At 36.0% G+C, this 2,069-nt stretch carries 2 protein-coding genes; both read right to left on the bottom strand.

All coding sequences use genetic code 11. The annotated features are described in order from the left end of the window. Positions 1–22: 22 nt before the first annotated feature. Positions 23–1,111 carry a CRISPR-associated ring nuclease Csm6 gene (gene csm6, locus ACT3RN_RS15285; RefSeq protein ID WP_444518796.1) on the bottom strand — a complete coding sequence of 363 codons (1,089 nt, stop codon included), beginning with the start codon at positions 1,109–1,111 and terminating at the stop codon, positions 23–25. Between the two features lie 72 nt (positions 1,112–1,183). Next, complete coding sequence (locus tag ACT3RN_RS15280) at positions 1,184–1,948, bottom strand: alpha-ketoglutarate-dependent dioxygenase AlkB family protein (protein ID WP_444518795.1); 765 nt, start codon at positions 1,946–1,948, stop codon at positions 1,184–1,186. Positions 1,949–2,069 lie beyond the last annotated feature (121 nt).

The following is a 2,069-nucleotide window of genomic DNA, read 5'->3' as shown; positions in this document are numbered from 1 at the left end:
TTTTCTCAATTCTATACAGCCCCTAGCTATCTAAATCTATACTATTAGGAATTACTATAAGTCCAAACCCTCCATAGTCACTATCTTTTTGAATAACTGTTTTATCAGCTAAATTTTTACCAAAAGCTTTTTTAAACTTACGTTTAATAGTTGATAGTAAGTTTGAAAAGTAGTCATAATCTACATCAATAGTTTCTTCGACACCTTGAGATTTATGCTGTTGGTAAATTTCATTAAACCTTTGCATGAATTCAGGTTCGATAGTATCGCCTTCAATATCTTTAGAAGGATAGCGCATAGTCTTACCGGCTACTCTCAATTCTGCTGCTAGGAGATAGATACTAAATTCTTTAGGAGATAGTTTGCAAAATATGTCACCTACGAATACCTTACGCTCATCATTATTTACAACTCTCAAGCGTACAGGCTGTAGTGACTCTTCAATAATATTAACGACTTCAGAAAAACCTCTATCATTTAAAATACTTTCTTTATCTAATAAGCTACGCATTCTTACGAATGGTATTTCGGCTAACCATACTTCAGCATTTTTGGCATCCCCTATGACAATTTCATTACGGTCGGATACTAAGCATGAAGTTGGAGTAGGGTAGAAGAAGTTCACAGCCCTCTCAAACTCTTCCGTAATTAAGACATGTGAAATTTTATCCTGTGCCCGGCCATACAGTGACAGCGCATATCCTGCATAGTAACCCATAGTCTTACGACCACCTGCTATTGAGACATGTAGACAAGTATCTTCATGCTTAGTTAAGTCGCGAATGAGGCCACATAAAGCATTCGCCATAACCTCGTTATGTTCAGGTGTTTTGATATCTTCTAAGGCCTTATTATTAAGCTCAACTGGAATTAGAAATTTATCATCGAATTTTATATTTATTAATTGTGGATAGTCATTCTTCATTCGATCAAAAGCGCCTTTATTGAAAAGACGCTCCTGAATTTGATTAATACCTTTTTGTGTACTCAACACATAGATTTCATCTGGTATCCATTTATCATTTCTCTTTGGGTCGCATGCCAAAGCCCATACTGTTTCAGTGATAATCTGTGGTGACATACCAGTGACAAGAAATAAGACATTTTTCATAGAATCCTTCTAGCTTTTTAGTAATTTTAATAATAGTTAAAATTATATGATTAGCATTCTTAACTTAAAAAATCAGTTATAAATCGTTCGGAACGTCATGTTTACACGGCTACCTTTAACTTTCTTTTGCTTAGGTACACTGTGTTGCCAGTGGTGTTGCAATGCACCTGCCATCACTAATACGCTGCCATGGTGTAAGGGAATTTCTATCTTACATTTATGGTCGTCTTGCAACCGTAACAAAAACCTGCGACTCTCTCCAAAGTTAATTGAAGCAATCATAGGGTCTTTTCCCAATTCTGGTTCTGCATCTGTATGCCAGCTAATGTGATCTTCACCACTGCGATACCAGTTAAGCAATACACTATTGAACTGTCGCTTGCACACTGTTTTAAGTTCGTTTCTTAGCCAGTTCAGCTTATTACTCCATGGATTAGGGTTAAGCTGGATTCCTGAGTACATATAGCTTTTATTGTTATCACCATACCAAGCAGAAATACGGGGTAGCTTGTGCTTTTTGCCAAACATTTGAATGGTATCGTGATGCCAATCAATATGCTTGAATTTCAGACTATTTATATCTGGTTCTGTTTGCCAGTCATGAGTCTTCCAGTCAATGTCTTCACATGCTAAAAAATAATCTAATATCTCATCGCTTAAGACTTGATCGAAAAAATAAGGCGCATAATACAGTCGACCATGATCAATCTCTATAACAATACCTTTTCCATCCTTATGAACATGTGCAGGATAAGAGGTGTTTAGAAATAGGCCTTGGTGGATTAAATCTTGTAATGCAGTTTCAGAAGATTCAATGTCTTTAAATAAATCTAACATATTGCTTCCTTTATTATGCAGCTAGCATCGAGTTATTAGAGTTTGTTTGGTCATTCTCCCAATAAAAATACAGCTGACTAGCTTTAGAGTATCGAGTTTGCCAGCAATCGTTTAAGACTAA

Source organism: Psychrobacter sp. AOP5-GZ1-6 (genome assembly GCF_052376345.1).
Taxonomy (GTDB): Bacteria; Pseudomonadota; Gammaproteobacteria; order Pseudomonadales; family Moraxellaceae; genus Psychrobacter.
This window is presented reverse-complemented; position numbering and strand designations above follow the sequence as displayed.